Origin of the sequence: Halalkalibaculum roseum (assembly GCF_011059145.1) — a bacterium.
Classification (GTDB): domain Bacteria; phylum Bacteroidota; class Rhodothermia; order Balneolales; family Balneolaceae; genus Halalkalibaculum; species Halalkalibaculum roseum.
In genome coordinates this window covers 249,895-274,003 of record NZ_JAALLT010000003.1, presented here as the reverse complement: position 1 = coordinate 274,003, position 24,109 = coordinate 249,895, and the positions used below count along the sequence as shown (strand labels likewise).

Sequence of the window (24,109 nt, the reverse complement as noted above, 5' to 3'; positions counted from 1 at the left end):
AAGATCTGTAGGCAAAGGACACTTAATTTCTCTCCTCGCGACTGTTGTGTGACTGGAATAGGGGGTTATCTCTTGCCACAACAGGCATGTCATTGATGCGATAGACTCCAAATTGGAATTGGTTATTGACATAGGGAGATATGGCATTTAAAAATCGAAATAACCAGTTGAGCCCAAGTTTGTCCCGCTGTTCTTCGCGTAAAGCTTCTACAGCCATATCCAGATATTCTTGCCCTTTAAATGGAATGACATAATACTCGGTCTCCTCGGGTACTCCAAAAACACCACTTTCCGGTAGTGTATAACTTCCAATGGATCGTTCGCTATGAGGCTCTGCCTTGAGTGAGTTTGTTTCGGGCCTGAGGAAAAACGTCCTCTTCGTGGAGTCGGCCTGCTGAGCTTGAGCCAGGAGAGCAGGAACAAGGATAAAAGAGCAAATAGCAGCCATTATCATTGCTGTTCGGTATGTGTCGGATATGGCCAAACTCAAAATTTAATTACAGTTATAGGTATTACACCAAATATCAAGGTAAAGTAACGATATTTGAGGAATTTTATTGGGTGGTATTAATAGCCTCTTCTAACACATCTGCCAGGTTGTTGAGCTCTTCTTCGGTTATTACCAGCGGCGGTACTAAACGCATAACATTTCCGTGGGTACAATTGGACAAAACACCATTTTCGAGCATTCGCTCCACGACGGGACGACCGTTAAAACTCAATTCAACACCGACCATAAGTCCCTTACCTCTTATATCTGTTACTTTGTCTGAGTGTTTAAATTTATCCTTCAGGAGATCCATAAGATATTCACCTTTTATCTGTGCCTCTTGCTGAAGATTCTCCTCCAATAGGGCTTTGATAGCAGCGTGGGACGCCGCACAGGCCAGGGGATTCCCACCATAGGTACTACCGTGATCTCCGTGATGCATGACATCGGCGACTTTTTGCCGGCAAAGCATGGCCCCGATGGGGAATCCTCCCCCCATTGCTTTAGCAATAGCAACAATATCAGGTTTAACCTTGAAATGGTCGTATCCAAACATCCGGCCTGTTCTACCCATGCCGGTCTGAACTTCATCTACAATGAAGAGCGCTTCATGTTTGTCACAGAGTTCCTGTATCTTTTCCATGAATTCAGCTGAGGCTATATGCAAACCACCTGAGCCCTGAATGGGTTCAAGTACCACGCCCAATGTATCTTCATCGAATGCCGCTTCCAGAGCCTTGACATCATTCAAGGGGACTTCATTAAATCCACTCAGTAATGGATCGTAGCCTTTAGCATATTTATCCATGCCCATAGATATAGTCGCCATAGTTCTGCCATGGAATGCATTACTTACCGTAATCAAGGGTCCTTTCTTTTGATATTTCTGACCAAACTTTCGGGCTGTTTTCAGGCAAGCTTCCATAGCTTCAGCACCACTGTTACAGAGGAAAACCCGGTCCATGTTTCCTATATCAGCCAGAAGCTCGACGAGACGAGACTGGGGCTCACTGTAATAGAAATTAGAAATATGCATGAGCTGGGAAGCCTGCTCCTGAATTGCCTTCACTACCTTTGGATGACAGTGCCCAAGGCTATTGACTGCAATTCCGGCAAGGGCATCAATATATTCCCTGCCTTCACGGTCCCAAACCGTTGCTCCTCTACCTTTCACAAGGGTAATGGGAAATCGGTTATATACATCTAGATGGAAGCGGTTGATCGTTTCCTTTATATCCATGAAAATAATTATAGTGCGGATTTGAAGGTCAAAACTAATTTATACACAGGAAAATCTTTGTAATTCTTGCATCGCAATAACCTACCCGGGTAGGGGGTGCGTTCACCAAGTGAACTAAACGTAAGCCCAAAATTATACGTTATTCCAGACACAATTCGAAAGGCAAAGATAAACATCGTCATAGAAAATATGGAATACCGAAGATTAGGCAATACCGGACTGAAAGTTTCAGAGATATGCCTGGGTACGATGACCTTTGGGTCGACCTTCTATAACATAGGTGAGGTAAATCAGACCTTGGCCAACAAGATTGTAAAGAAATCCTGGGAAGCAGGCGTCAACTTTTTTGATACGGCAGATGTATACTCCTGGGGAGAATCGGAAAAGATTTTGGGTAAAGCTTTAAAAGATCTGGAAATACCACGCGAACAGGCTGTGATTGCTACCAAGGTTCGCGGAGCCATGAGCGAAGAAGCGGCTGAAGGAACAGGCGACGTCAATAATGTAGGCTTATCCCGCAAACACATCATGGAATCTGTTGAAGCCAGTCTAGATCGCCTTGGCACAGATTATATCGATCTGTATCAGATTCATGGGGTGGATAACGAAACCCCCATTGAAGAGACGCTGGCAGCTCTGAATGATCTGGTTCGTCAGGGTAAGGTCCACTATATCGGATGTTCCAATCTAAGTGTGCGTCAACTCTCCAAATCCATAGAACTTTCCAGGGCTAATGGCTGGGCAAGCTTTTCGTCTCTTCAGGCTTATTACTCGGTAGCGGGACGTGATCTGGAATATGAGTTGCTTCCATTGTGCAGGGAAGAGGGACTGGGAGTCTTGCCTTGGTCACCGCTTGCGGGCGGCTTCCTAACAGGTAAATACCGTCGCGATAAAGAAGCACCGGAAGGATCACGGCGAAAGGATTTTGATTTCCCGCCTATCGATAAAGAGATGGCTTATGACGTGGTGGAGGTAATGGACGAAATAGCTGAAGCCAAAGGAACCAGTATTCCCCAGGTAGCGCTATCATGGTTGTTGCATAAAAAGGGGGTAACCTCTGTCATCATCGGGGCAAAGAAAATGTCTCAGCTGGAAGACAATCTGGGCGCTGCCGAGGTTGAGCTATCCGATGAAGAGTTTGCAAAGATTGCAGAAGTCACCAAGCCAAAGGAGATCTATCCGCAGTGGATGGTCAAGCGAATGAATGGTGAAGAAGACTTCGCTTAGATATAAACTTAATCAATCGAATTTAGCGATCCGTCATCGCGCTATTTTATTGATAACAATCCATCAGAAAAAAGTCCGGCATCTCAAAGGTGTCGGACTCTTCTTTATGAATTATATCAAGTTAAAAAACGAAAATTGTAGAGTATAATTTGCAAGGAAGTACTAACAGGTATGACACTGGCTTTTTGTCAGAGTTAGCACTTAAAAAATTGAATGCAGGGGTGAGTCAGGTATTAATTTGATGCCCATCAATAACTTAGGAGGATCACTACAGAATCTGGCGGTTCCATAGTCTAAAGTTACCTGATATAGCGTATTTTTAAATTGTCAAGCTGACTATATTTTGCTCCTGAAAACTTATAAAAATATGCCTGCCATGGGGTTATAAGAATTCGTTATCTCAATCGTTTCCATGTACTTTCGACCCCTTCTGTGCTCTACCTAAATAAATTAGGCAATCGGATAATACATAAAAGTAGAAGGTATCGATCTGTTATTTCTCAAAGCTTTTAAATCATTGGAAACATGTAACTTATGGAAATGTTTTGACGCCTGATGCTTGGTGAAAGCTGAGAGTAATTGTTGCCTTAATTATTTAAGTATGGACTCTTTTTACATCAATAGACAATTTGGCAATACAAATTATAAAAATTATAAATACATGTCGCCCAATTAATTAGAATAAATATTTAATGTAATAATTAATAAAAAATCACTGGTTATTACTGATGAATGCTTTTGTGATGAGAAATAATCATCCTGAACTACTGTTTTTCGTTCAGGATGAAGTGGCTAATGATTGGACTGGTGGGAATAAAATCCTTGGATTCCTATCGAATAATTGCTCAGTACCGACAGCCCTTATTGGTAAAAATATGGAACATTACTTCCTACCCTTGGTCCGGCTTTTAGTCTTCCAATGAAAGACCTATCCGTCCTCTTTCCAGATCCAGTGAAACGATTTTAAGTGTTAAAATATCACCAACCGAAAGAATTTCATGGGGGTCTTCTACTCTTCGATCTGCCATGTTCGATATGTGCAGCAGCCCGTCTTGTTTGACTCCAATATCGATAAAGGCACCGAAGTCAACAACATTGCGAACGGTTCCTTCCAGAACTTGTCCGATACTAAGATCTTCCATCTTCATGATGTCCTGGCGAAGCATCGGTTTCTGGAGATTTTCTCTTGGGTCTCTGCCGGGTTTCTGTAGATTCTCAATGATCAATTCCAAAGTCGGAACCCCAACGCCTATCTGCTGGGCTATCACTTCTTTGTCAATCCCCTCAAAAACATTCTCAATTTTTTCACGTTCTGTACCAAGCTTTTCCAAATTGATATTAAAAAGATTGCATAACTTTTCAGCGGCTTCGTAACTCTCGGGATGGATGGCAGTATTATCCAGTGGGTTTGATGATTCCGGTATGCGCATAAATCCGGCAGCCTGTTGAAACCGAAAATCACCGACACCGTCGATCTCTCTTATCTGATCACGTTTCTTGAATTTTCCATGCTCTTCCCTTCTCTTTATGATATTTGTGGCTACTCTTTTAGTCAGCCCCGATATATGAGATAGAAGCGGAGCACTTGCGGTATTCAGGTTTACACCCACCTGGTTAACGCAGCTCTCTACCACATCATCCAGTTTTTGTGACAGTCGGTTTTGATTAACATCGTGCTGGTAGAGTCCGACTCCGATGGATTTGGGATCGATCTTCACCAATTCGGCCAGTGGATCCAAAACCCGGCGCGCAATAGAGATATTGCCACGCTGGGCGGCTTCCAGGTCAGGAAACTCTTCCCTGGCAACTTTTGATGCCGAATAGACCGAGGCACCGGCTTCATTGACGATCATATAATTCAGTTCCTTTTTATCTCCTGACTTCTTTCGGTTCTGTATCAGTTCTGCAATAAACTGTTCGGTCTCCCGGCTTGCTGTACCATTACCAATGGCGATCAGTTCTACCCGGTATTGGTCGATCAGTTTATTGATGACTTTTGCGGCTTCTTCCTGTTTGTTCTGGGGAGGGGTTGGATAGACGGTTGTTCCCTCCAGATACTTTCCAGTTTCGTCAACTACAGCAATCTTGCAGCCTGTTCGGAAAGCGGGATCGATGCCCATTACGATTTTGTCGTCGAGAGGAGGCTGCATGAGTAAGTTTGCCAGATTAGTAGCGAAGGTCTCGATGGCATGTTCGTCAGCTTTTTCAGTAAGCTCATTACGAAGTTCTCGCTCAAGAGATGGGAAGAGCAATCGCTTGTAAGCATCTTCTACCGCATCCTGCAATTGCGGGGTGAAGATACTTCGTTCATCTTCAATTACAACGTCATCTATCTGCTCAAGAGTTATTTCATCCCAAAGTTCCACATTTACGAAAAGAATATTTTCCCGTTCGCCTCGATTGATGGCCAGTATCTGGTGCGGTTTCAGATATTTTGCTTTGTTGCTGTAATCGTAATAGTCTTCAAAATTGGTTCGCTCCTTAACGGCGGGATTTTTTTCGGTCCTTATTACTGCATGCTCCTCAAAAATATTCCTTAATGTGTCCCTGACCTCAACAGACTCGTTAATCCATTCTGCTACTATGTGCAGGGCCCCTTCCATGGCGCTCTCCGGCGTAGGCACATCCCCTTCCTTATCAACGAAATTTCGGGCATAATTTTGTGGATTACCCTCAATGGTCTGTTGCTTCCAAATCAAATCAGCCAGCGGTTCAAGTCCTTTTTCTTTTGCCATGTCACCCTTGGTTTTCCGTTTGGGCTTGTAGGGCAGATAGAGGTCCTCAAGTGTTTTGAGATCAGCACAGGAACGTATTTTATCCTCAAGTTCCGGGGTTAACTTGTCCTGCTCTTCAATTGATTTAAGAATGGTTTTCTTTCGATCTTCGAGCGTACGATGAAATTCGAGTTTGTCACGTACATCACGAATCTCTTCCTCATTCAGTCCGCCGGTTGCTTCCTGCCGATATCTTGCTAAAAATGGTACTGTGGCACCATCGTCAAGAAACTCTGCAACACTGATTACCTGTTTGGATTTGAGATTTAATTCTGAGGCAATGAGTTTGAAGATCTGTGATTCGGTCATTCTTAATTCTGGTTAGATTTGTATTGTTGGATGTTTGAAGCCGCCAGCCTGAATTTTATTTACTATCAGGAACAAAGATCGGTACATTCAGGTATTGCATCCTATTTTAGGGAGCCTCCAAAAATAAACACTTAAAAGAATATTCACACATGGATTTCGATATTAATAAGATGCACGATGCCGCTATAGCGATAGCCAGAAAGGGCGGTGATCATACGCTAAAATATTTTGGAGAGTCCATAGAGGTGGAGCGGAAAAGTGACGATTCTCCGGTAACCAAAGCGGATCGGCAAGCTGAAGAAATCATGCGAGAAGAGATCCAGCGACTGTTTCCGGATCACGGCATAGTGGGCGAAGAATATGGGACTGATAATGAGGAAAGCACGGTGCAGTGGATTCTGGATCCTATTGACGGAACAAAATCATTTATACACGGAGTGCCTCTTTACACGACACTGGTTGGGGTTCAGGTTGAGAACGAACCTGTGATTGGAGTGATATACGCACCCGCTTTGGAAGAGATCTGTGAGGCAACCAAAAACTTAGGAGCTCGGTTGAACGGCGAACCATGTAAGGTAAGATCTTGTGCCAAGCTTTCTGAGGCCACTTTTCTGTCAACCGATGCCACAACATCGGCAGAACAAGGTTTTGCAGCACCCTTCCAGGAACTCCTTAAGAGGACGTGGATAAATAGAACATGGGGAGATGCTTACGGTCATATGCTGGTCGCTACCGGTCGTGCCGATTTGATGTTCGATCCCATTCTTAATATTTGGGATGCTGCTCCTTTGTTGCCGATTTTGAAAGAAGCCGGAGGTGTCTTTTGTGATGTTACAGGAGTGGAAACTATAGAGGCCGGAAACGGACTTTCTTGCGGCAAGGATCTTTTGCCGGAGGTTCTTGAGGTATTAAAATAAAAAAGGCGCCGGTGTGGCGCCTTTTAAAAAAATCAGATCTATTCGGCTTAACTTTCTTCGGGAGGCATTGTACCGAAAATTCTATCCCAAAGAGTGGTAGAGATACCGAAAGCTTTTTCCGGGTATTTATAGTGGTGCAGAGAGTGATGGCGATATTGTGATTTCAAATAGGAGGGAACGGGTGTTGTGTGTGTTTTATAGTGGATGCGGGTGTATAATAAATACCCTGTTACAAATCCCGGCATGAACAGATACGCGTAATCACCGAGTACCAGTAAGAAAAACAGGTAGAGTAGTCCTACAATCATGAGACCGGGAACCGGAGGCATAATGATTCGCTCTTTGTCCCTGGGATATTCATGATGAATGCCATGGAAAGTGTAGGCCAGCTTTTGAGCAAAATCAGATTTAGGGAAATATTCATCAATGTGAAACAGATACCGGTGAGCAAAGTATTCAAAAAAGGTCCAGAAAAATATGGCTCCTAAATAAATGGAGGCTCCTGTCCAAAAACTGTCAACTACCTCCATTTGATAGCCTATAACCAGTAATGCTATCACGGTAATCGTGTAAATCGTAGCTGAAATATAAGGTGGCGATTTTGTTAAAGGTTCCAGAAATGAGTTCTCAAAAATCGCACCTTGTCCCTCATTCTTTATTTCTCTGTGCATAGCTATTGCCTATTTTGTTTGAAACCACTTTATGATGATAAAATTAACCAACTCTTGGATTTATACAATACTAAAACGGCACCATTTTTGGAAATGTTCCATGAACTTTTTCGCTAGAATTGCTTAGTTAACGCAGCCAATCTTGTCATATCCCCACTCCCTAAAAGCAAAATCCCACTTTGAATTGATACGATCCAGAATTCTATCTTCATACCGGTAACTGCTGGATTTGCCTTTGGTTTTTTGTTCCAGAAACTGATTAAATTTACCCTCTGCCGATTGATAACCATCAAGGGTCAGAGCCTCGTATACCTTGGCAAGCTTATTTACGGGATCGCCAATGAATTGGTTAAAGCGCAATTCTACCAGTTGACCTTCCGGTAACAGTTCACGCTGTTGCAGGTATGAGGTCATGAGTTTTTGGTAGGTTCTGATAATCTCATCCTCCATTTGTTTCTTGCTCATTGGCTGAAGGGCCAGATTATCCAGCAGGGTATGCCATAGCTTTTTGCTGGAGTAAAAGGTGTCGTAGGGATTCCGGTGAATAAAAATAAATTTGGCATTTGGATATAGGTCCAGCAAAAAAGGGATGCGTGCTGCATTGCCGGGACTCTTTATGATGAGCTGTTTTCCTTCATTATCCAGGGAAATCTTTTTTATCAGATGATTGTAGTCCCGCTTCAACCTATTTAATTCCGATTCACCGGTATTTTCCAAGAACAAAAATTTGTCAAAATATCGCCGGGCTTTTTGAGGGAAGATATGTCCCCAATGCAAGCTTGCAGGAGAGATCATTGTACTCAATGCAATTTCAATCTCACTCGGGCTATCCAAATCCAAGTCTATAGACATATCTTGGGCATCCTGTGTGAGATTGAATGTCTCGGGGATTTTGCTGATAAATGGTTTTAAAAAAGATTCCGAATAAAGAAAAATGTCAGGAAATACGACCTGAAATTTATTTATATATCCAAACTGATCATCTTGGCCCAGTAGGTATTGCAAAAAACTGGTCCCGCTGCGCCAGTGGCCGATAATAAATATCGGATCTTTTACAAAGCGGTGGTCATCAATGGCATGGGCATAATTAACCTCCTCCAGAATTCGCAACGGCTCCTGCAGCAGTAGTTTAAAGTAAAAGAGGGCAATTTTAGGAAGATTTTCTTTTGAAAATGCCCGGTTCTTCCTGAGTTGTATTGTCAGGTTATGAATAGGGTGCCTTCGGTTGTACATTTTCGAAGTGATCGCCGTTGCTGTTTAATGTTCTGTGTGCCAACCTCAAATAAGCGGTTGTTAAGAAGCTTCTATTATAGTTAATTGTTCACAACTTTTGAATCATTGAATGAGGAACTGGTATAAGGATATGAATGTCACAATAAGAGACTGGACATTCACTCACTTTTGGGTGCGGCCGGTAGTCAAGGTGTGGTTCGACTTTTATCATAAGTCAGTAACCTACTCAGGCAAAGAACATCTTAACTGGGAAAAGCCAATCATCTTTGCCGCATCTCACCAAAGTGCTTTTACTGATGCGCTTTGCCTTATTTTACCTGCCCGATATGTAAATGACCGGTTTATCTACCCATTAGTTCGGGCCGATGCTTTTGGCAACAATAAATTCATCGATTGGGTATTGACTTCGTTTCATATGATGCCCGTATATCGTCCAAAAGACAAGGTTGATATCAAAAAACGGAATCAGTCTGTATTTAAAGATTGCCACTACATTTTGTCAAAAAACAGAAACTTGCTGATTCATCCCGAGGGTAATTGTTTTCCGATAAAAAAGGTTAGGCGGTTTAAAAAAGGACTGGCACGTATCGCATTCGGTGCCGAGACGGTAAATGACTTTGATCTGGATATTTTGATTGTACCGGTGGGAATTAATTATCGAAAGAGTACCGAAGCCAGGGGCGGCATACACGTTCGATACGGGGAACCGGTTTCACTGGCAGATTATGAAGAGTCCTATCGGCAGCATGAAGCCGCAGCTTTTGCTGAACTCACCTCCGAGGTAGAGCAGCGGGTAAAGGAAATTACCGTGGATATTCAGCTGGATGGGCGGTATGATTTAATCGAGGATACCATTCGGCTGACAAAAAATATGACTCACAATTTTACCTCTCATCAGAAATATAGTCTCGATGAATTGAAATTTGAGAAAGAAATAGTTTCAAAGTTAGAGGCTGTGCTAAAAAGAGGCGATGAGACATCTGAACAACTGGTACAAACTATTGAGCAAATTCGTGAATTTCTTGAGGAGAAGAAGCTCGACAGCAGTTGCTCGTTAGCAGCAATCTTCTCATCCCTAAAATTGCTAGTTGGAGGTCTCGGTTTTGTAGTTATGCTTCCGTTCTTTCTGTATGGCTGGGTTAACAATATTATCCCTTGGAACCTGATCCACAAAATGGCGGACAGGATAGATGACACCCAGTTTATCAATTCAGCCCGGATGGCTATGGGACTGCTTGCCTTTCCAGTCATTTATATCCTGCAGAGTTTATTGGTCCAGGCTTTTTCAGGAAGTCTATTTTGGACCTTAGGCTATTTTATGTCCCTACCCTTATCAGGTATAATCAGCTTGAAGCTACATGAAAAATGGAAAGAGTGGAGGCAACAGCTTAAGCTGAAGTTTATGTCAGTTGACAACAAAAACAGATTTGAAGAGCTGAAGCGCAGACTATTCTCCAGCCTGGGAATAAGCTGATAAATCTCAATTAGTGGTTATTTAACCCTGCTCAATCTCAGAAACTGAAGCATCCATTTGGGGATGGGTTTCTCAGGTGGCTTATTCTTTACATCCAGGTACCAGCCAACATTTTCCCAAATGGGAATTTTGTGAGTTTCAACAAATTCGATCAGGGTGCCGTCGGGATCCTCGATATAACTGAATCTACCTGCTGCTTCCCCCATATCGAAGGAATTCTTACTGTCAACGGTAAATTTGAAACCTTTTGCGTTGCACTCCTTCTTCAGCTGGTCCATGCCTTTGACATCAAAACAGAGGTGGATATAGCCTAGGTCCCCCCAATAGCGGTCGCCGAAAATTCTGCGCGGTTCCCTGTCAAAAGTCTGAATAAGTTCAATCTTGCTGGGGCCTAACAATTGGCTGAACGAGCCTTTGCGCGGTTGGCTATGGCTTAGGAGCACACGTCTGATTTTTTGATCACTGCCATCCAATCCTTTCAAATCATCGAAAACGCCGGTGACATCGTATTCAATCTCATCATATTCGAGAATATCATGATAGAGCTCCATCGATCGATCGATATCAGATACGCCAATCATACAGCCTGCTATACCACCCGAGTGGTGACTGCCGTTGGAGAACCAGGAATTACCGGTCACCATTTGAATTACCAAACCGTGGGGATCCTTAACAAAAAAATGAGGCGAACCGGAAGGATCCTTTTCAATTCCGTTTACAATCCTCACATCCCGGGATTTTAAAAATTCATAGGTCTGCTTCAGATTTTTGCATTTAATACGGGTTCCATAGACGCCTAAATCTCCAAGCTGAACATTGAAGGAGGGAGGTTCGGTATTTCTGCTCGTATATTGCCACACTTCAAGTCCGCCTCCGCCTTGTAAATTCATTGCCAGGGTGGCTGAACGGCTTTGTACTTTATCCCCGGTATACCCCGACATCAATGAAGCTTCCGCCGAATCCTGGAAGACACAGATATCCATTCCCAAGTGTTTTCTATACCACTCAAAGGCTTTTTTTTCATTTGGAGTACCAATACCTATTTGCTGTATACCACTGATGATTTTTTCCATGAAAATACTTTTTGAATGATATCAACAATTCGAGATCGGGAATTCCGACCGTAGGTTACAGTATCAGACAGATTTATAAAATATTGGGTAAATAATATAATTTCTGAACTGCATCTCCAATTTTAGTATGGATTAAATGGATCCCGGTTATTTGCTAATTTTCTTTGTTTTGGTAAAGGCTATGCAGTACTTTCGTGATTTGGAAGAATTTTAGACTTATATATGTCAGAAATCAGCAGTACCGAAAAAAAATGGGCGTTGGCGGCTACGATCATTGGCTCAGGAATGGCTTTTATTAATGGATCCGTAGTCAATGTAGCTCTACCCGCTATTCAATCATCTCTCGATGCCACTGTTGCCGACATGCAATGGGTGGTAAGTATATACACCTTTATTCTCGGAACGTTGATACTAACCGGGGGATCAGCCGGTGACTACTACGGAAGAAAGAGGGTATTCGGACTGGGCGTTTTTGTATTTTTGCTCTCAACGGTTTGGTGCGGGTTGGCTCCGGATGTGATTCAGCTTATCATAGCCAGGGGAGGACAGGCCATAGGAGGCGCCATGATGATCCCCGGCAGCCTAGCTATCATTACGGATCTTTATGAAAAAGAACAGCGGGGAAAAGCTATAGGCACGTGGTCGGGCTTCACAGCACTTGCAACGGCTACCGGACCTCTAATGGGAGGGATATTGGTTGATCAGTTTTCTTGGAGATTTATTTTTCTTATCAGTGTACCCATGGCAATTGCTGCTCTCGCCATACTCTATTTCCGGGTACCTGAGAGCAAAGTCAAAGCAAATGAAGGGCAACCCGACTGGAAAGGAGCGTTGCTGGCTACGTTGGGTCTGGGACTGATTTGCTACGGTTTGATCGAGGCATCAGAATTTGGAATATACAACCCGGTGGTGCTCATAACCGGTGGGTTAGGGATTATAATCTTCTGTGCTTTTATATGGCTGGAGAAGAATATTGAGAATCCTATGGTTAGGCTCGGCATGTTCCGATCCATGAGTTTCAGCGGTGCAAATCTGGTGACCCTGTTTTTTTATTTTTCCCTGGCAGGAGTGTTCTTTCTGCTTCCTTTTAACCTTATTCAGGTTCAGGGATACTCTGCTACAGCGGCAGGAGCAGCCTTTATCCCGTTTCCACTACTGGTGGGGGGACTCTCACGCTGGTCGGGTGGAATGATAGTTCGCTTTGGCGCGCGGCCAATGTTAATGGCCGGCCCCATTATTACCAGTCTTGGTTTTCTGCTTTTGGGACTTTACGGTACCGGTAGTAATTATTGGTTCTGTTTTTTCCCGGGAATCTCCCTAATGGGACTGGGAGTTGCTGTGAGTTTTGCACCAATGAATACCACTGTAATGAGTTCGGTAGATAAAAGCGATGCCGGATCGGCATCGGGAGTTAACAAAGCAGTTGCAAGACTTTCAGGCATGCTTTCAGTGGCACTTTTGGGTGCACTTGCCATAACTCTGTTTGGCAATGAACTGTCGGTCACGATGCAGCAGAACGATGTTCCTCAGACTATTCAACAACAACTAATGCAGGAAAAAGCGAATTTAGCAACAGCCAGTGTGCCGGATCATGTACCATCTGAAATGAAAAACACCCTGCAGAATACTATCAAGCAGTCATTTTTGATTAGTTTTCAAACAGTGATGTTTATTTCGGCGGGCCTTGTGCTAATGGGTGCTGTATGCGCCGGGTTGATGGTGAGTTACAAACCGGAAAGCGCAGATTTAATAAGGCAAAATAGGGCGGTATAAAAAAACCGGACACCCAAATCTTAAGGTGCCCGGCAATATGCTTACAGGATAGTTATCCCACCTCTAAAACGACTCGAAATCTGGCTTCGTTGTTTATCATTCGTTCGTACGCTTCGTTAGCTTTTTCAAGAGGATAGGTTTCAATTTTTGGAGTGATATCTGTAAGAGCACTGAAGTCAAGTGTGTCCTCAGAGTCTTTGGCAGTACCGCTTGGCCAGCCCTTGACAGATTTTCTACCCATAATGAGTTGAAAAGGACTGATTTCCATAGGTTCTGCAACTGCTCCAACAACCATCAGCGTACCGTCGACCGACAAACCATCCACTACGGATGATATAGCTTTACTATTGGGGGCTGTTGCCAAAATTACTTTGGCACCGCCGAGCTTCTGAAGTTCTTCGGAAGCATCGGTAGCATCCGTATCGATATAGTGATCAGCCCCTAGTTCTTCAGCCAATTTCTTTTTATCTGTTCCGCGGGAAAGTGCAGCCACTTCACACCCGAATTTATGAGCATACTGTACTCCCAAGTGTCCTAGTCCTCCGATACCTTGAACTGCTACCAGGTCACCGGGTTGAAGATTGCTGTTTCGAAGAGCATTAAACGTGGTAATGCCCGCACACAGCAGCGGTGCAGCTTCTGCAGATGAAAGCGATTCGGGTACTCCGGCTACTGCTGTTTCCGGTGCCGTCATATATTCGGCATAACCTCCGTCAAAGCTAATTCCGGTTATCTTGGCATTTTCACAATTTATAAAGTCACCTTTTCGGCAGGATTCACACTCATGGCAATGTCCTCCATGCCAGCCTACACCTACACGTTGGCCTTTTTCCCATTTACTAACATCTTCTCCAACAGATTCAATGATACCGATTACCTCGTGTCCGGGAACGCGGGGGTATTCAATACCCGGCATGGTTCCTTCTTTTACAAAAGCATCACTGTGACAGATTCCGCATGCTTCAACTTTAATAAGAATTTCGTCATTTTTGGGTTCAGGTATATCCAACTCCACAGGTTTGAAATCGCCTCCTGCTTCGGTTACCTGCATCGCGTTCATTTTTGCCATGTCAACTAATATAGTTTAAGGTTAAACAGATCACTTTGATTATGTTCAACAGAAATATGTCAGCAAACATTTACATGTTTACAAATTTGCAGTAAAAACTTTTTGTGTGAGCCTGTGATTCTTATTTTAGATTGACTATCGATAGAATTAGTAACCTTTCAGAAATAGATTAGCATGAAAAGAACCGGGCGATTGCCACTGGCTTTATTATTTTTACTTTTACTATTCATATCTCCATTACAAGCACAGGATTTTGACTTTGAAAAATACCCTAAACTAAATTTCAATTTTTCTCAGCTAAATCTTGATTTAACGATCGATCCTGAGAACAATGGTATAAAGGGTACCGCTGCCTATGAATTGAGTGCTAATATAGGAGGTGTTGATTCACTGGTACTGCAGGCAGCGCACATGGATATAGCTTCCGTTAGTATTAATGATGCAGAAGCCTCATTTACTTTGAATAATGATTCACTGTTTATTCAACTTCCTGACAGTACATTACCGGGCAAGACTTACAGTTTGACCGTTGATTATAGTACCATACCGAAATTTGGAATTTTAAGTAATGATTTGGGAACGGTTTGGACCTCCCTATTGCCTCAATCCCACAAACACTGGTTCCCCACTATTGATCATCCCAGGGTTACATTTAACAGTACGCTATCGTTGACGGTACCTTCCGGTTATCAAGCTGTTGCTAACGGTGTAAAGCTTGAAGAGGAAATTTTGGATGTGGAGCAAGTCAGGTATGTCTTTAAAACCAGGAATGAAATTCCGACTACTTCCCTAACATTCGCTGTCGGTAGATTGGAAAGGAATGAAACCTCATTCGGGGTTAAGAAAATAAACCTGAATGCCGAGAGCGGCCTATGGTCAGCTGCAGAGCGAAAAACACTATTACAGGAAGCAGCTCAGATTCTTAAACGTACCGAGGAGCAGATTGGCATGAAATATCCCTATGAACGACTCAATATCGTGATGCTTCAGGATCATTTTTGGGAAACAAAAACCTGGGGCGCCTCTGTGATTTTTATCCATGAGAACGGCGGCAATCTTCAAGCACAATTGAGAAGGGGCATTTATGGTCAATGGTTCGGTGTTTACCAGCGGGAAGAGCAATGGGCAAATGCCAATGCCGTAAACCTGCTACAGACAGCCCTTCATTACCGATTACAAGATTCAACCATCAGGCTTTCTTATGAGGATATCCCTTCTGAGAAGCCTTCAAGCGTTTATGATACTTTTGGCCCTTCGATCTGGAATACCTTTCAGGGCAATTATGATAACCTGGAGAAGAATTTCTTAGATACGATTGAAGAAAACCTGCCTTCGGTATTAGCTTGGGGTGAAGGAGTCTACGATTTCAGCGACTATGGAGAGTTTTGGTACCAAAAAACGGGACAGCCGGTATTTGAACTTAAAATGGAAGGTTCCGGTAATAGTGTCACCGAATCAATGGAGTCAGATACTGTTATTTATCGCGTAGACTATACTCAAAATACCGACAATATAAAGCTTACATTTGAAGCACTGCAAGGAGGGTATGAGGAATTGGTTACCCTACCTCTTGTTCAGGTAAGTGCCAATGCTGTGGATACCTCGCAGGTTACTTTTACCGGGGCACGTGATTCGGTCACTATAAATGTACCTGCCCTTGTTGAAAACGTTTCGATAACAACCGGTGACCGATCCAACCTAATACTTGAACAGTATAAGCCGGCCTCATTCTTGATATATCAACTGCGCAATGCCGCATCGGTTGAGGAGAGAATTGAAGCGGCCGAAAAACTGGGTTATCATTCCGATGATCCGGATCTGCAGCTGGCAATCAAGGACTTTATGAACAGGGAGTTGGATCCACGGGTAAAGGCAGCCTTGTTGAGATCTTTCGGGGAGATAGCAGGAGGAGCCAGTGGAACCGAGCAGGTATTCCTCGAAGCCCTCCAAAACGAAAACAGGGATATAAGGGAGGCTGCCCTCTCGGTACTGCAGAACTACCCTGATAGTGAGACGGTTCAACAGCGGGTCAGAGATTATGCCCTTGAAGCAGACAGCCTGAAGTTTTACAAAAATGCTACCCGAATTTACTCATCGGTTAGTGATTCAAATGCTTTTGAGAGCTTTGTATCAAATATGGTAAGCGCAGATACTGCGGGTCACAAAGCAATTTTTGCCATCCAGGAGCTTGCCAACAGGGGTAGCATTGATAGGGCCGTTAGACAGGCTGAATTTTATATCTCTGATGTTTATGATTTCAAAGTCCGTTCTGCTGCTCTCAAAATTCTTCTTCAGCATGACCATGCTCCCGCCGATTGGGAAGTGAGAACCAAAGAGATGCTATCGGATTCCGATCCGAGGATCCGCTATATCACGGTGAACGGACTCCCGAAAATTACCGGACTGGATTACCGCGAACTGCTTGAAAGTGTGATTCAGGACGAATATGATCAGCGCGTGTTTAAGGCTATGGAAAGCATATTGAGTCGTGAGTCATGAGTCTTGAGTACTGAGTTCTAAGTATAAGAGTAACATGCTCTAATGAATGCGGAGCGGGTTGACGAGTTTAATTCCCTCTCAGGTTTAGTAAACTTTTAAAGTTTACTAAACCTATATATCGTCTATTCTATCCTTGTTTAACCCACTTCCAGAGTTCTTTGAAGCTGGCACTTTTTCCGTAACTCAGGATACCTACGCTGTAAATTTTGGCACTCAGCCAAATGGTGGCAAAGAACGTACCGATCATCAATATTACAGATAAGCCAATTTGCCAGAATGGGACATCCGTAATGGCGATGCGTGATACCATCAGTATAGGGGAGAAGAATGGCACCATGGAGCTGATTACAGCCAGGCTGGAATCGGGTGCCTCCACCAGTCGAAAGAGAATGAAATAGGAAATCATGATCGGAATCATCACCGGAAACATAAACTGCTGGGTATCGGTTTCTGAGTCAACGGCGGAACCGATGGCAGCAAAAAGCGAAGAGTAAATAAAGTATCCCAGAACAAAGAAGAGTACGAAATAGAAAATCAGTGAGGCTTCTATAGAAGGTATCTCAAACATGGCAGGGTTAGCAGCCACTTCTGCAGCTTCCGCATCAATTTGTGACATCTGTGAACCGACAAACATGGCGGCTATTGGGGCTGCAGCTGCGCTGAGTCCTATTCCGGCAATCACCCAGATTCCAATTTGAGTCACGGCAAGAGCACCCACTCCGAGGATTTTTCCAATCAGCAGTTCTATAGGTTTTACCGAGGAAGCTATGACTTCAATGATACGGCTTGTTTTTTCCTCGATGACACTTCGCGTCAACCAACCGCCGTAGCCCAGCAATATTCCGAAAATGATAACACCCATAACCATTCCTATCACGGTCCTGAAACCGGCATCATCTTCGGTTTCAATTCCTTCTTTGGTCAGTTTTCGGGTATCCAGACCCGCACGACTGGCATATATATCTTTTACCGTTTCGGATACGTTCGCCCTATCTAAACGTTCTTCCCTGATGGCGTCCCGCAGGTCGGAACGTATGCTGTTCAGCAGATTGATTCCTCCGGACCCGCCATAGACCAGTTCGGCATTCTTATCTGATTCAATATTTTCTTTAGAGATGATGATGTAGCCTTCCATCTCCTGATTGATCACCATATTACGCAACGTATCGATAGGAGTGTCAGACACATTCAAATATCGCTCTTCATTGGCCTGCTCTAGCCGGGGGAAGATGACCTCTGTTTCGTCTACAATGCCGATATTGTGCGTTGTCTCGGTATCCCAGAGGGCAATACCGATTCCTATGCCAATGAATGCTACCATTCCCAAAGGCAAGAGTATGGTCAGCAGAATAAAAGCTTTACTCTTAATGCGGGTAAGGTATTCCCGTTTTAATACCAGTACTATTTGTCGCAAATTCATTTTAAGGCCAGTTCTTTTGGGTTGATATTGTCTTCTCCCACTGTGGAAATAAATATTTCAGTTAACGAGGGTTCCACGCGTTCAAATTTGTATATCTCGCTATGCTCCATAGCTTTTTTCAGAATATCCTGCATGTTTTCGCCGTTCAAAACTCGAATTTCGGCATAGTTGGTAGAGCGATTGTTAATCCTCACATTTTCAAGCTGATCCAAGAAACTTGCATCCCCCTGGAATTCGATATTTATGGTATTTTTTCCGAATGACTTTTTTATATCCCTCAGATCACCTTTCAATACGGCGCGCCCTTTGTTAAATAGACATATCTCATCGCACATCTGTTCAACCTGCTCCATTCTGTGTGTAGAGAATAGAATGGTTTTTCCCTGGTCCCGAAGATCAATGACAATATCTTTTAGCATTTCACTGTTTATTGGATCCAGTCCGCTAAAGGGCTCATCAAAAATATAGATATCAGGATCGTGGGCGATAGTGGCAATAAACTGAATTTTTTGTGACATACCTTTTGAAAGTTCTCCCACCTCCTTGTTATACCAGTCAGCCGCTTCGAAACGATCCAGCCAGTATTGGATCGCTTCTTTTGCTTTTCCATGGTCCATGCCTTTTAGCTGGGCAAGGTATATCAGCTGCTCTCCAACCTTCATCTTTTTATAAAGACCCCGCTCTTCCGGCATATAGCCAATCATGCTTTGCGTCTCGGGGCTGACCTCCATTCCGTTGATGGTAATGGTGCCGGAATCGGCAATAATGATGTGGTTGATGATTCGAATAGCGGTCGTTTTACCCGCGCCGTTTGGCCCGAGCAAACCGAATATTTTTCCCTTGGTAACTTCAAAACTGACATTATTAACGGCATGTGTGTTGCCGAAGGATTTGTCAATATTTTTTACTTCTATTACCGCCATAGTGTTCTGTTGATTTAAATTCATCTGAACATATAAGTTTCGATCCAACAAACAAAGGTTTTGAAATAAGTTTGTTTGATCTTAAGAGAATTTTTAAAAGTGAAGCATTACGCTTGGTACGGTTAATTTTTGTAGAGTTGATATCTAATAACGGCTGCTATATGACCGTGGGAAATCTATAGAACTGCTTGATTAAGAAAGACTTTGACACAAGCATAAAGTTTTAATTACTTCGTGTTAACAAATTGGTTACTCGTGTAACCTATACTGTTCAACCATAGACCTAAACGAATGCATGTAATTCATTTAAGCGCTGAATGTTACCCGGTTGCCAAGGTAGGGGGATTGGCTGATGTAGTCGGATCACTGCCAAAGTATTTAATTGAAGAGGGTGTAAAAGCTTCCGTGGTAATGCCCAAATACCGGAATGAGTGGACTGAAAACCATGAATTTAAAACGGTATTTGAGGGTGATGCTCCCATGGATACGGGCAAAATATTTTACAGCATTCAACGCGAAAAAGATGACAGCTTGGGCTTTCCGCTATATGTGGTTGATATTCCGGGCCTGCTGGATCGGCCGGGCATCTATACCGATCCCCACTCCGGTTCGGGTTACTGGGACGAGTTTGAACGTTTTCTGGGATTCCAGATAGCTGCTCTAGACTGGATCAAAGACATGAAAAAAAAACCTGATATTGTGCATTGCCACGATCATCATTCAGGTCTTGCGCCGTTTATGATGACGCAGTGTTTTCGTTATGATGAACTGAAAAGGATACCTACGGTTTTCACGGTTCACAACGGGCAATACCATGGAGCCTATGACAGGTGGAATGACCGGCTGATACCCGATTTTAACAGGGGAAATGCAGGGATGCTGGATTGGAACGGTAAACTGAACTGTATGGCTGCCGGACTCAAATGTGCGTGGCAGATAAGCACGGTTTCGAAATCGTACATGGATGAACTATGTGAACATAGCAATGGGCTCGAACCTCTGTTCAGAAATGAGAGGGCAAAGTCACGTGGCATAGTAAACGGTATAGATACGGATGTTTGGAATCCCAAAACGGATACTTATCTGGATCGTCATTATGATGTGAGAACCCGAAAGGCTGGGAAGGCATCCAATAAAAAGAAATTATGCAAGCGGTTTGGCCTTGATCCTCAATATCCAACCATATCTTATATCGGGAGGCTGGCCTATGAAAAGGGTGCCGATTTACTGCCTAATCTATTCCGGAATTACCTGAGTTCCCAGCACAGTGTTAATTTTGTGGTACTTGGTACCGGAGATCCGGCTTTGCATGAGCAGTTCAAGAAGATGAGCAATCAGTATGTGGGTTATTTTGATGCTGCTCTTGATTACAATGAGAAGTTGGCGCATCTAATTTATGCCGGGAGTGATTTTATGATCATGCCCTCCCGAGTGGAACCGTGTGGACTTAATCAGATGTACTGTATGCGCTACGGTACCATACCTATTGTCCGAAACATCGGGGGCTTAAAAGATACCGTTAAAGACCTTGATGAGGAGGGAGGTTACGGAATAAAGTTTCAGCATTTTGACTTCTATGAGGCTGCCGAAGCTGTTTGGCGTGCAATAAGCATTTATGGACAGCCTAAAATTATGAGCGGCATACAGAAAAAAGTCATGGAGCTGGATTTTTCGTGGAATGCATCTGCAAGTGAGTACATTAAGATGTATAATCAAATAACAATTAATTAAGGGGTAGAAAGTATGAGAAATTCGACGATTGCAGTAATATTAGGAGGCGGGCAGGGAACCCGGCTATATCCGCTTACCAAAGAACGTTCGAAGCCGGCTGTTCCTATAGCAGGTAAATACCGATTAGTCGATATTCCCATTTCCAACTGTCTTAATTCAGGAGTTCGTCGAATTTACGTGCTTACCCAATTTAATTCTGCCTCACTGAACAGGCACATCAAAAACACCTACAATTTCGATGTGTTCAGTCGCGGCTTTGTTGACATTCTGGCTGCTGAGCAGACACCGAAGAGTAAAAACTGGTACCAGGGCACAGCCGATGCCGTTCGTCAGTCGTTGCACCATATGGAAAACCATCGACACGAACATGTGCTGATACTTTCCGGTGATCAGCTTTACCAGATGGATTACCGCAAAATGTTGAAGCAGCATGAAGACAGTAATGCCGACCTTACGGTAGCTACCATACCGGTGGCTGCAGAAGATGCTACCGGATTCGGCATTATGAAGACCAATAAAGAAGGTTTTATTGAAAACTTTGTTGAAAAACCTTCTATGGATGAGCTGGATAAATGGAAATCTGATATGCCGGCTAAGTTCACCAGTGACGGCAGACATTATCTGGCCTCCATGGGTATCTATATTTTCAATAAAGACACCCTCCATGAACTTTTTGACAATCACCCTGATGCCACAGATTTCGGTAAAGAGATTATACCGGAAGCGATCAACAGGGATTTCAAAGTATCCAGCTATGAATTTGACGGGTACTGGACCGATATCGGTACAGTGAAATCATTTTTTGAGGCAAATATCGAACTGAGCGATGATCTGCCTCGATTTAACCTGTATGACAACGAAGACTTCATCTTTACCCGGGCCCGGATGCTTCCGGCTTCGAAACTTTCGGGAAGTACCTTTGATCACTCGGTACTTGCAGAAGGATGTCTCATCGAAGCCAGCCGCATCGAAAGGTCAGTAATCGGTATACGATCCCGCATCGGTAAAGGAACAACTATTGAGCGTTCCATCATCATGGGTAATGATTACTTTCAATCTCAGCAAGAAATTGAAAGCGGTACGGAAGACCACCCGGCCATGGCTATCGGGCAGCGCTGCTTCATCAGCAATACTATCATTGATAAAAATTGCCGGATTGGGAATGATGTTCGTATAGCCGGTGGGGATCATCTGGATGAAGGTGATCACGGGAAATTTCACGTTGTGGACGGTATTGTGGTGATACCCAAAGGTGCGGTTATACCCGACGGTACGAAAATCTGATCCCGGATTTAGGTGATTACACCGAATCTCTCAAGAATCAGTCGGATCTGTGGAATAATGATAATCAGTGATCCGTGTCCTGAATCTCCTTCAGCTTGTTCATGGCACGCTCATTCAGGTTATCGAACAATTCCTTGGAGATGTCACCTACCGTATACTTCAGGTGCAGCCAAACAATATAGGTAGCCATGACATCTTCGTAACAGTAGTGCTCAATTTCCTCCAGCTTGCCTTCATTGTACATAGTGAGCACTTCGTTGCCTTCGCCGGTCTGTTTAAAGGGGATATTGATCAAATAGCCCAGGTGCTTCAATTTGGGCCATGAACTTGCCCCATAGTTGCTGAATTCATCGAGCAGGTCAACGTTATGGTTGCTGTACCGGTAACGAATCTCACGATGATTCATGCGAGAGGGCATCTGCAACCCATGCTTCATCGCCCGATAGGTAACCAGAGGAAGATCAAATCCGCGTCCGTTATGATGTATGAGTCCGAAATCCTTATAGGTACTCAGCGCGTCAAATAATGTTACAAGCCCTTCTTTTTCATCCTCACCATTCCAGCTGACTTTCTGTTTGGGTACACCGTTGTTTTCAATCCACAGGCCAACCCACGAAACTATGCGATGATACATGGGTGGTAGAAAACCTGACTTGTTATGTGCCAATTCCTCACTCGCCTGAAGGAGGAGAGCTTCATTTTCTTTTTCGGGTTCCGTTATCACAGAGCGTACAAATTCAAAATCGGGAACAGTTTCTACATCAAAAACAAAGTACATAGGGAAAGGTTATTCGGTTAATTCTCCTGCAATATTTTTCTGGAATAATTCTTTGATTTCATCATCCGATGAATAATTACCGAGAAGATACATGATTTTGGTGAGGGTTGCTTCGGTGGTCATATCTCCGGCACTGATGGCACCGAGTTCTCTGGCTTTTCTCCCGCTTTCGTACTTCTCTAATTCCACGGCATCATAGGCCGCCTGAGAGGTAATGACCAGCATGATTCCATTTTCCACACATTTCTTGAAAAAGGGAAGAAGGCTTCGCTTGCCGGTTAAGGGGAAATTACCGCTTCCAAAGGCTTCTATAATAAGCACGCGTACATCTGAAAAATCGATATCATCCAGCATGGAAGCGTTAAGTCCGGGGAAAATTTTCAACAGGAAGACCTCATCGCGGAATGATGGAAGGCTCAGAAATGGTTTTTTCGTCTCCGGCAGATGGTTGTTTATTTCTATATGTAAACCGATTTCGGCCAGGGGAGGAAAGTTCGGAGAGGCGAAGGCGTCAAAATCCCCGATGCTCATTTTGGTAGCCCTGTTGCCACGGTACACAAAATCGTTGAAACAAATGGCGACCTCATTCAAGGGGAGTGTTGCCATTTCAATGGCATTCACCAGATTTCTGCGAGCATCACTGCGAATATTGCTCATCGGCACCTGGCTGCCAGTAAGGATGACGGGCTTTTTAAGATTCTGCAATCCGAAAGAAAGGGCAGAAGCGGTGTACGCCATGGTATCAGTCCCGTGAAGAATTACAAAGCCGTCATAATCTCCGTAGCAATCGGAAATGTATTTTATGAGTCGAGACCAGTGATCGGGACTAACATCCGAGCTGTCTTCAAAAAATAACTGTTCAATCTCTATTTTCGCGATTTCTGACAATTCAGGGACTTCCTTGTACATCAGCTCCGACCACTTCGACGGATCAAGCTTTGGTTCTCCATGAGTGATATCCATGGCAATGGTACCGCCCGTCTGGATGAGTAATATCTCCTTCATTATTTACCTGGTATGATGCATTTTGTTAGAATTTTGATTCTCCACCCGATTCGTGCAAACCAATGATAAAAAAAATTGAACTCAAATCTTTTTTTCTATTACTTACCATTAGATAGCAATCAAGCCGGGCTCTGATGTACGGATATGCCACTGAAATTATCAGAAATACGCTGCACTTTTCTAATGCCATTCTTGGACGTCGGCGGCTCAGACTATGTT

18 protein-coding genes are annotated in these 24,109 nt (G+C 43.6%); 7 read left to right on the top strand and 11 right to left on the bottom strand.

The window, feature by feature from the left end; genetic code table 11:
- Window positions 1-22: 22 nt before the first annotated feature.
- Entirely contained in the window at window positions 23-448 is a 426-nt protein-coding gene (locus G3570_RS09705) for a hypothetical protein (protein ID WP_165141749.1), read from the bottom strand.
- A 106-nt stretch (window positions 449-554) separates the two neighbouring features.
- A complete protein-coding gene (locus G3570_RS09700; protein ID WP_165141747.1) occupies window positions 555-1,730 on the bottom strand; it encodes an aspartate aminotransferase family protein in 1,176 nt (391 codons plus the stop codon).
- Window positions 1,731-1,919: 189 nt separating this feature from the next.
- Between G3570_RS09700 and G3570_RS09695 the strand changes: the two genes are divergently transcribed.
- Entirely contained in the window at window positions 1,920-2,957 is a 1,038-nt protein-coding gene (locus G3570_RS09695) for an aldo/keto reductase (RefSeq protein WP_165141745.1), read from the top strand.
- Window positions 2,958-3,865: 908 nt separating this feature from the next.
- Here G3570_RS09695 and G3570_RS09690 read toward each other — a convergent pair.
- Window positions 3,866-6,040, bottom strand: a complete 2,175-nt coding sequence (locus G3570_RS09690; RefSeq protein WP_165141743.1) for a Tex family protein — start codon at window positions 6,038-6,040, stop codon at window positions 3,866-3,868.
- Window positions 6,041-6,189: 149 nt separating this feature from the next.
- Between G3570_RS09690 and G3570_RS09685 the strand changes: the two genes are divergently transcribed.
- A complete protein-coding gene (locus G3570_RS09685) occupies window positions 6,190-6,957 on the top strand; it encodes an inositol monophosphatase family protein (protein ID WP_165141741.1) in 768 nt (255 codons plus the stop codon).
- Window positions 6,958-7,004: 47 nt separating this feature from the next.
- On the opposite strand, the gene G3570_RS09680 is transcribed toward G3570_RS09685, so the two are convergent.
- Window positions 7,005-7,628, bottom strand: a complete 624-nt coding sequence (locus G3570_RS09680) for a sterol desaturase family protein (protein ID WP_165141739.1) — start codon at window positions 7,626-7,628, stop codon at window positions 7,005-7,007.
- A 123-nt stretch (window positions 7,629-7,751) separates the two neighbouring features.
- Complete coding sequence (locus G3570_RS09675) at window positions 7,752-8,861, bottom strand: sulfotransferase family protein (protein ID WP_165141737.1); 1,110 nt, start codon at window positions 8,859-8,861, stop codon at window positions 7,752-7,754.
- Between the two features lie 130 nt (window positions 8,862-8,991).
- On the opposite strand from G3570_RS09675, the gene G3570_RS09670 reads away from it, so the two are divergent.
- Window positions 8,992-10,335 (top strand): 1-acyl-sn-glycerol-3-phosphate acyltransferase, encoded by a 1,344-nt coding sequence (locus G3570_RS09670; protein ID WP_165141735.1) that lies wholly within the window; start codon window positions 8,992-8,994, stop codon window positions 10,333-10,335.
- Window positions 10,336-10,352: 17 nt separating this feature from the next.
- On the opposite strand, the gene G3570_RS09665 is transcribed toward G3570_RS09670, so the two are convergent.
- Entirely contained in the window at window positions 10,353-11,408 is a 1,056-nt protein-coding gene (locus G3570_RS09665; RefSeq protein ID WP_165141733.1) for a VOC family protein, read from the bottom strand.
- A gap of 222 nt (window positions 11,409-11,630) precedes the next feature.
- On the opposite strand from G3570_RS09665, the gene G3570_RS09660 reads away from it, so the two are divergent.
- The gene (locus G3570_RS09660) at window positions 11,631-13,181 is read left to right on the top strand and encodes an MFS transporter (RefSeq protein WP_165141731.1); all 1,551 of its coding nucleotides are present in this window, start codon (window positions 11,631-11,633) and stop codon (window positions 13,179-13,181) included.
- A 52-nt stretch (window positions 13,182-13,233) separates the two neighbouring features.
- Here the strand turns inward: G3570_RS09660 and G3570_RS09655 are convergent, their stop codons facing one another.
- Window positions 13,234-14,250, bottom strand: coding sequence for an alcohol dehydrogenase (locus tag G3570_RS09655; RefSeq protein ID WP_249066936.1), 1,017 nt, complete (start codon window positions 14,248-14,250; stop codon window positions 13,234-13,236).
- Window positions 14,251-14,424: 174 nt separating this feature from the next.
- Between G3570_RS09655 and G3570_RS09650 the strand changes: the two genes are divergently transcribed.
- Window positions 14,425-16,749 (top strand): M1 family metallopeptidase, encoded by a 2,325-nt coding sequence (locus tag G3570_RS09650; RefSeq protein ID WP_165141729.1) that lies wholly within the window; start codon window positions 14,425-14,427, stop codon window positions 16,747-16,749.
- Between the two features lie 127 nt (window positions 16,750-16,876).
- Here G3570_RS09650 and G3570_RS09645 read toward each other — a convergent pair whose 3' ends face one another.
- Both G3570_RS09645 and G3570_RS09640 read right to left on the bottom strand, forming a co-directional pair.
- The gene (locus G3570_RS09645) at window positions 16,877-18,169 is read right to left on the bottom strand and encodes an ABC transporter permease (RefSeq protein WP_165141727.1); all 1,293 of its coding nucleotides are present in this window, start codon (window positions 18,167-18,169) and stop codon (window positions 16,877-16,879) included.
- The gene (locus G3570_RS09640) at window positions 18,166-19,092 is read right to left on the bottom strand and encodes an ABC transporter ATP-binding protein (protein WP_165141725.1); all 927 of its coding nucleotides are present in this window, start codon (window positions 19,090-19,092) and stop codon (window positions 18,166-18,168) included. The genes G3570_RS09645 and G3570_RS09640 overlap by 4 nt, the downstream gene beginning before the upstream one ends.
- A 291-nt stretch (window positions 19,093-19,383) precedes the next feature.
- Between G3570_RS09640 and G3570_RS09635 the strand changes: the two genes are divergently transcribed.
- Both G3570_RS09635 and G3570_RS09630 read left to right on the top strand, forming a co-directional pair.
- Window positions 19,384-20,823 carry a glycogen synthase gene (locus G3570_RS09635; protein ID WP_165141723.1) on the top strand — a complete coding sequence of 480 codons (1,440 nt, stop codon included), beginning with the start codon at window positions 19,384-19,386 and terminating at the stop codon, window positions 20,821-20,823.
- Window positions 20,824-20,835: 12 nt separating this feature from the next.
- Window positions 20,836-22,107 carry a glucose-1-phosphate adenylyltransferase gene (locus G3570_RS09630; RefSeq protein WP_165141721.1) on the top strand — a complete coding sequence of 424 codons (1,272 nt, stop codon included), beginning with the start codon at window positions 20,836-20,838 and terminating at the stop codon, window positions 22,105-22,107.
- Between the two features lie 64 nt (window positions 22,108-22,171).
- Here the strand turns inward: G3570_RS09630 and G3570_RS09625 are convergent, their stop codons facing one another.
- Both G3570_RS09625 and G3570_RS09620 read right to left on the bottom strand, forming a co-directional pair.
- Entirely contained in the window at window positions 22,172-22,885 is a 714-nt protein-coding gene (locus G3570_RS09625) for a 3'-5' exonuclease family protein (RefSeq protein ID WP_165141719.1), read from the bottom strand.
- A 9-nt stretch (window positions 22,886-22,894) separates the two neighbouring features.
- On the bottom strand, window positions 22,895-23,890 hold the full coding sequence (locus G3570_RS09620) for an asparaginase (protein ID WP_165141717.1): 996 nt from the start codon (window positions 23,888-23,890) through the stop codon (window positions 22,895-22,897).
- Window positions 23,891-24,109 lie beyond the last annotated feature (219 nt).

Excerpts from the sequence above, each read along its gene's own strand:
- G3570_RS09620 (WP_165141717.1), bottom strand. The coding sequence starts at position 23,890 with ATGAAGGAGATATTACTCATCCAGACGGGCGGTACCATTGCCATGGAT.
- G3570_RS09700 (WP_165141747.1), bottom strand. The coding sequence starts at position 1,730 with ATGGATATAAAGGAAACGATCAACCGCTTCCATCTAGATGTATATAAC.
- G3570_RS09705 (WP_165141749.1), bottom strand. The coding sequence starts at position 448 with ATGGCTGCTATTTGCTCTTTTATCCTTGTTCCTGCTCTCCTGGCTCAA.
- G3570_RS09630 (WP_165141721.1), top strand. The coding sequence starts at position 20,836 with ATGAGAAATTCGACGATTGCAGTAATATTAGGAGGCGGGCAGGGAACC.
- G3570_RS09660 (WP_165141731.1), top strand. The coding sequence starts at position 11,631 with ATGTCAGAAATCAGCAGTACCGAAAAAAAATGGGCGTTGGCGGCTACG.
- G3570_RS09645 (WP_165141727.1), bottom strand. The coding sequence starts at position 18,169 with ATGAATTTGCGACAAATAGTACTGGTATTAAAACGGGAATACCTTACC.
- G3570_RS09655 (WP_249066936.1), bottom strand. The coding sequence starts at position 14,250 with ATGGCAAAAATGAACGCGATGCAGGTAACCGAAGCAGGAGGCGATTTC.
- G3570_RS09685 (WP_165141741.1), top strand. The coding sequence starts at position 6,190 with ATGGATTTCGATATTAATAAGATGCACGATGCCGCTATAGCGATAGCC.
- G3570_RS09670 (WP_165141735.1), top strand. The coding sequence starts at position 8,992 with ATGAATGTCACAATAAGAGACTGGACATTCACTCACTTTTGGGTGCGG.
- G3570_RS09695 (WP_165141745.1), top strand. The coding sequence starts at position 1,920 with ATGGAATACCGAAGATTAGGCAATACCGGACTGAAAGTTTCAGAGATA.
- G3570_RS09665 (WP_165141733.1), bottom strand. The coding sequence starts at position 11,408 with ATGGAAAAAATCATCAGTGGTATACAGCAAATAGGTATTGGTACTCCA.
- G3570_RS09640 (WP_165141725.1), bottom strand. The coding sequence starts at position 19,092 with ATGGCGGTAATAGAAGTAAAAAATATTGACAAATCCTTCGGCAACACA.
- G3570_RS09625 (WP_165141719.1), bottom strand. The coding sequence starts at position 22,885 with ATGTACTTTGTTTTTGATGTAGAAACTGTTCCCGATTTTGAATTTGTA.
- G3570_RS09650 (WP_165141729.1), top strand. The coding sequence starts at position 14,425 with ATGAAAAGAACCGGGCGATTGCCACTGGCTTTATTATTTTTACTTTTA.
- G3570_RS09690 (WP_165141743.1), bottom strand. The coding sequence starts at position 6,040 with ATGACCGAATCACAGATCTTCAAACTCATTGCCTCAGAATTAAATCTC.
- G3570_RS09635 (WP_165141723.1), top strand. The coding sequence starts at position 19,384 with ATGCATGTAATTCATTTAAGCGCTGAATGTTACCCGGTTGCCAAGGTA.
- G3570_RS09680 (WP_165141739.1), bottom strand. The coding sequence starts at position 7,628 with ATGCACAGAGAAATAAAGAATGAGGGACAAGGTGCGATTTTTGAGAAC.
- G3570_RS09675 (WP_165141737.1), bottom strand. The coding sequence starts at position 8,861 with ATGTACAACCGAAGGCACCCTATTCATAACCTGACAATACAACTCAGG.